General features: G+C 46.2%; 6 protein-coding genes. 1 reads left to right on the top strand and 5 read right to left on the bottom strand.

What is annotated here, in order from left to right:
- A partial coding sequence (locus tag B9T16_RS24990; protein WP_410246034.1) for a hypothetical protein occupies positions 1-262 on the top strand: 262 nt, incomplete at its 5' end.
- Between the two features lie 454 nt (positions 263-716).
- Here B9T16_RS24990 and B9T16_RS24985 read toward each other — a convergent pair.
- From B9T16_RS24985 to hpsA, 5 genes are all read right to left on the bottom strand, one after another.
- Entirely contained in the window at positions 717-1,352 is a 636-nt protein-coding gene (locus B9T16_RS24985; protein ID WP_410246033.1) for a Tfp pilus assembly protein FimT/FimU, read from the bottom strand.
- Between the two features lie 190 nt (positions 1,353-1,542).
- A complete protein-coding gene (locus B9T16_RS24980) occupies positions 1,543-2,136 on the bottom strand; it encodes a Tfp pilus assembly protein FimT/FimU (protein WP_410246032.1) in 594 nt (197 codons plus the stop codon).
- Between the two features lie 41 nt (positions 2,137-2,177).
- Positions 2,178-3,239, bottom strand: a complete 1,062-nt coding sequence (gene hpsC / locus B9T16_RS24975; RefSeq protein ID WP_410246031.1) for a hormogonium polysaccharide secretion pseudopilin HpsC — start codon at positions 3,237-3,239, stop codon at positions 2,178-2,180.
- On the bottom strand, positions 3,226-3,891 hold the full coding sequence (gene hpsB / locus B9T16_RS24970) for a hormogonium polysaccharide secretion pseudopilin HpsB (protein WP_410246030.1): 666 nt from the start codon (positions 3,889-3,891) through the stop codon (positions 3,226-3,228). The genes hpsC and hpsB overlap by 14 nt, the downstream gene beginning before the upstream one ends.
- Before the next feature lie 61 nt (positions 3,892-3,952).
- A partial coding sequence (gene hpsA / locus B9T16_RS24965) for a hormogonium polysaccharide biosynthesis protein HpsA (RefSeq protein WP_410246029.1) occupies positions 3,953-5,648 on the bottom strand: 1,696 nt, incomplete at its 5' end.

Below are 5,648 nucleotides of genomic sequence, written 5' to 3'. Positions count from 1 at the left end.
TCATACCCCAGCCATTTTGATATTACCCAAAAATTCTGTACTGACGCACCTAATTCTAATTCCCCGTAGGGTGCGTCAGACCCCAGCCATTTTGATATTACCCAAAAATTCTGTACTGACGCACCTAATTCTAATTCCCCGCAGGGTGCGTCAGACCCCAGCCATTTTGATATTACCCAAAAATTCTGTACTGACGCACCGGACTAAGGGTTCCTCACTTCTCAAAGCCCCTCTCCCTTTCTGGGAGAGGGGTTTGGGGTGAGGGCTGTACCTTATAGAGATGAGAAGCGCTATATCCTCCTGGGGAGGGAAAATTGACGGCCGTGGGGCGGGTTTATTTATATCCTCCTGGGGAGGGAGAATTGACCGTTGAACCCGCCCCTACCTAGTTAATGGCAATAGTAGCCATTTTTATGGCCGTGGGGCGGGTTTATTTATATCCTCCTGGGGAGGGAGAATTGACCGTTGAACCCGCCCCTACCTAGTTAATGGCAATAGTAGCCATTTTTATGGCCGTGGGGCGGGTTTATTTATATCCTCCTGGGGAGGGAAAATTGACGGCCGTGGGGCGGGTTTATTTATATCCTCCTGGGGAGGGAAAATTGACCGTTGAACCCGCCCCTACCTAGTTAATGGCAATAGTAGCCATTTTGATCCGGTCTTTGCTGTTGCTGACCAATGCGAGTCGCACCTATCAGCGTCGAAATGATGATACATCACTTTTGACCCGGAACTTCAGGATGATGGAGAGCAATGCGTCCCTTCGCCGCCAGAGAAGTTTGGGCGCAGAAATTAGACGGGTTATAGACCGGACAGCCTTGGTGGTTGAATAAAACTCGGTACACCGTCCCCGCGTTTCGGACTTGGTTGGTGTCAGGGTCTACTTTTCGCAGCGTCGTCTCATATTTACCCCTGCTGTTTTTTTCCCGGTTGTGAATTTCTATCCCCGGTTCTAGGTTAGTCCATGAACCTTCTGGGAGTTGACCAGGGGGAGTCTTCGCGGGATGGACTGCTACCTGTACCTGTCCCCCATATTCCCTAATGCTCGCCTGCCATGATGTACTAGACAGTATAGCCTCACTTTTGGTTGAGTGGATAGCCCAGTTGAGTCGCCGGATAGAAGTTTGCAGTTTCTGGTTATTCACGAAACCTAACCACGTCGGAACCGCTATCCCACCTATTATCGATATAATCACCATCACCACCAATACTTCTAGTAAAGAAAACCCAGATTCTGTATGGGGTTTTGGCGATTTTGCACCCTGAAAGTCACTGCTAACAGGTTGTTCAGGCACTAAATTAACAGCCTGTTTCTGAACCAGAAGCAAGTGCTTAATTAATTTATTTTCCATTATTTAACCTGGGTCAAAAGGATACATTTTGTGTATTTAATACACAAATAACCTCACTCGCAACAGGCCTATTTACGGGTGATATCTTTTGTGGTGTATTCTAAACTATCTTGGCGGGAATCGGGGGTAAAGTTTTGTTAAAATATTCAGCCGATAATTAACTTTTTGTGTTACAATAGGTTAGTTACAATTACTCATCAGGGCAATCCTCTCCTTCCAGTTTCTGGGTAGAGACTAGCCGAGTTATGACAGACACGCAATGTGTCACGGTATTATCAGCCGAAGATACAACTACCCAAAAAAACTGGTCGTCCGGGTCGTCCGGTCCTTTTTCTCGTAGTTCATTCTGTACAACTCCTCGATGGTCAAATTCTAGGTGTTTTCGGCTATCTTTTTTTGGTGGAATAACTTGCAGTGTGATTTGTCCCTCGTTAATCTCGCCATTGACATCGAGAGTTTGCCAACCTGCGTTATCGTCGTCCGGTCGTCCACCAGAGGTTAAATAAATTCGATATGCGGGTATACCTTGATGCTCACCAAATTCGAGGGATCTACCTAAACTGGTTAATTGGGCTTGGCTTTGAGCCTCTTGTATGGCGTTATAAACCCGGTCATTAACCGTGCGAACTTTTTGTCTGTTGGCAAACATCAGCCATGTCGGAGCTGCGATCGCACTGAGAATGCCAACCATTAATGCTACCACCAACATCTCAATTATCGTGAAGCCTGACTGGTTGTTTTTGCGCCTATAATCGACCGCTTTTCGGTTAATTAAAATACTCATTTTATGGGTTCCTTTTATTATAAATTGAGGGACTTTATGGGTTAATTGAAAGTGCCGAAGCCTTTAACCAAAAAGCTGGTCTCAGGAAAAAGCGATCGCCGATTCGGGTCGAATGTTGTAGCATTCGGATCAATGCGAAATGCCGCATTCATTCTCAGGTTAACCAAAGCTGCTGTCCTACGGGAGTCCACACATACAAAAAAGCCACTACCCTTATCTCCAGATCGTAAAAAATCATCAGCTTCAGTTGGATCATCTGTTGCAGTTAAGCCAAGAGCTTTTTTACAGTGATCATCTTCTAGGCCTGCGACCTCGTTTGGATATATGTAATCAATCAGAACTTCTCGTGATGCTGTAATTTCATGGTCGGGATGTCGTTTCCATTGATTCATTCTGATACGCCCAGGAGGTCGAGCAAAACCTGGGTCTGGTTGATGTCCAGCAATATAACATGGTGGTGGTGGTTCCTTCTGCTCGGGGCAGGTGTTATTGTGTATATCTATTACACCATCGTTGATTTGTAAGCGAGAAATACGCCCCTGATCAGACCAAGTATCAGAAGCATCTGTTTGTAAATAGTAAGCAACTAAAGATAAAACTTGGGCATCATCGCAACGCCTCGTTTTGCAATAATCATCAGCAACTGGCCTATCGATACCATTGGGGGGAATAACATTGGGGATCAACTCCTGTTTCCAGAACACCAATACCACATTCTCAGAATCAGGAAGTTGGTCTCTAATCGCATTAACCCCTGCACCGTCGTAGATATAGATAGCTTGGGAGAGGTCGCGACGAATGAAATCTGCGGCCGCCTGTAACTCCTGTTCGGATCTGGCTTTGATTTCTTCCTGAGTATCGGTTCGTAAAACATCCACCACAAAAAACAGAATCGGCGTGATAATCATACTAGCCACAACAGCCGAAATCAATAACTCAACCATTGTGAAGCCTAAGTCATTTCCCTGGGTGGTTTTTGACTTACCTTTCAATGCACCAATTAACCAAAACCGAACTAGGGACAGCATAACTACCTCTCTACCGGGATAATGTGACTTTTGCACTCCATGGGAACCATCACCAAACCTATTAATCCTCTGCATCGTCAGAACTGCATCCTGCCAAACGATCACGTAAACTCGTAAAGACATTATTGCTACTGGGGCTAATCTCGGTTCGCACCTGCACTAGGGAGTCTCTTGGGCTGCCTAAACCCACTCTGGAACTAGCCACATTACTAGACCCGTCATCATTAGCCCCCTCCAGTGGTCCCGATTGAGCAAATGCGTCAGCACGATACACCCTGACAATCAACTGATAACCTTCCTCTAGGTTGTTGCTACACTCATTTATGCCAATTCCCTGAACCATCATATCCGTGGGGCTATTGGTTTCACATCTCCCAGTTCCGTCATTATCCACACAGAACAAGTTGGCTGGGGTGGTACAGGCTTGACCAGCCCCACAGTTCAAGCTACCAGTTGCGGTTGGTCCGGCGTTGGGGTCACTGGGATTTAACCGCACCAAGTTGGTATTGGTTGGGTCAGCACGGACAGCACTGATATAACTGTTAGCGGCTCTGCTGGCTAGTTCTATGCGTCTAGCCTGTACCCGGGTGGCGAAGGCAAAACCCAACACCGGAGAAATCCCCACCATCAGGATACTGACCACCACCATAGCCATGATGGACTCGAGCAGGGTGTAGCCAGATTCACTGGACTGGGAGAACTTTGGGGATAGTTTGGGGTTGAACATGGTTTGGCTTAGAATGCAACATGATTAAATAGGATGGTCAGTTATGGGTTACTAGGTTCGACTATGAACGACGGAGAAAGCTACCAGGGCTTAAAGGACATTCGTCAGGGCGCAACTCATCACCGAGAAAATGGTTGCCATCATCCTTTGTGCCACACATGAGCGTATGAACCCAGGGGTCATCCCGACTCACTTCTCGGAAGTATTCATCTGGGGGTTGGGTGGCGGGAGTGGTCAGCCGGGTGGCAAACAGGTCCAAGTCTTCTGAGTTCATCAGAGCCACATCATAACCGTAGTTCCTGACAGGGGGTCGGTAGAATGGCACTTGACCGTTATCAATCAAACTTCTGTAGGGACGATCGCCCGTTGTTAAGGGTGGTCCGAACTTGGTTAAGTCGGAATCATCCTGATTCAAAACTGGCATCATTGGTCCGCTGGCGTATGCACTGCGTTTGAACTGGAAAAATCCACCCTTGATGGTGGCATCTACGCCATTCCATCTTTCCAAGAAACGACTAAAGTTGTGGAAACCACCGTTTAGCTCAGTGTTTTTACCTACTGTTAGTCGGATGGGAGAATCACCACTGGCAACAATTAGGTTAAAAGTAGTTGCTACAGCCTGCTGTAACAAGTTCTGTAGGCTATGTGGGATTGTATTAAGTTGCACCACAGGTTCCCACAGAGGCTGTGCATACAACAAATACTTATAATTATCATCATCATCAGGATGTCTAGGACGGGGTTCCCAATGAACCTTCGGCACATCACCGTCCATTTGAAAGAGCAGTGCATCGGCTCTTTTTGTGGTCACCTTGGAAAAAGTTTCCCAAGTTCCATTTGTACACTCTGTGTCATATTCATCTTCTTCGTTCAAGGATATTTTGTCGTCATTATCCACACAAATTTCAGCATCCTGTAAGGGTGAATAGTTGTATTCGCCATTAACAACACCCAAGGGGATAGTATGACCTTTTCTATCTAGCACAAGTTTGTGTGTCTTATCACGAAGAAAAGCAATACGACGGGGATAGATGCGATCGCTTGCTGGGAATATTATTTGTACAGTTGATCCTACAGTGTGTTGATTGTCTGCAGTACTGGTTATAAAGGGATCGCCAATTTTATTCATCAATTCATCTTCCTCACTACTACTAGCTCCTGGGGGACTGACTACCCAATCCCCTGGCTTACACATGGAAACTAGAGGTTTACGGCACATCTCCATCACATATTCAATGCCATTGCCTCTGGTCTGAATGGGAGTCACATAGTTATTAACATAGGAACTTCTGGTTATTGCACCACCAATCCATAACCTAATTGAATTATTACGCCAAACATTTTGACTAGTCATGAAGTTGTTGTCATAGAAGCCGTTAATCCTACGCACAGCTTCCAGGGTTAGGTCTTCTTCCGAGGCCTTGTCATCAACTGTGATATCTTCCCCATCTTCATCCTGTCTGAAGACTACTTGGGAGCCGTTACCATTCAGGTCGAAGCCGAAGTACCGCTCATTAAATATTTTCTCAGAACTGATGCCACCCCCATCAACATCATAGCCTTCTTCCAGTTTAACCGGGTACTCCAACAGCTCATTCTCATCCTTTCCTTGCTTTAGTCGCCTGTAGTCTTGGCTAAGAACCATGTTGTTGCGGAGGTTATAGTCACCTTCCCAGCGATATCCCTCCCTAAAGTCACTAGACAGTAGAGTAACCGCATCAGACACAATCGCAGCACGTCGCCAGGTATCTCCAGCA

Origin of the sequence: Arthrospira sp. PCC 8006 (assembly GCF_046480465.1) — a bacterium.
Classification (GTDB): Bacteria; Cyanobacteriota; Cyanobacteriia; order Cyanobacteriales; family Microcoleaceae; genus Limnospira; species Limnospira platensis.
Note: the sequence above shows the minus strand (reverse complement) of the source record. Positions and strands in the feature narration are given on the sequence as shown.

What these genes read in the sequence shown, in the direction of transcription:
- hpsB (WP_410246030.1), bottom strand. Translation starts at nt 3,891, where the DNA reads ATGTTCAACCCCAAACTATCCCCAAAGTTCTCCCAGTCCAGTGAATCT.
- B9T16_RS24985 (WP_410246033.1), bottom strand. Translation starts at nt 1,352, where the DNA reads ATGGAAAATAAATTAATTAAGCACTTGCTTCTGGTTCAGAAACAGGCT.
- hpsC (WP_410246031.1), bottom strand. Translation starts at nt 3,239, where the DNA reads ATGCAGAGGATTAATAGGTTTGGTGATGGTTCCCATGGAGTGCAAAAG.
- B9T16_RS24980 (WP_410246032.1), bottom strand. Translation starts at nt 2,136, where the DNA reads ATGAGTATTTTAATTAACCGAAAAGCGGTCGATTATAGGCGCAAAAAC.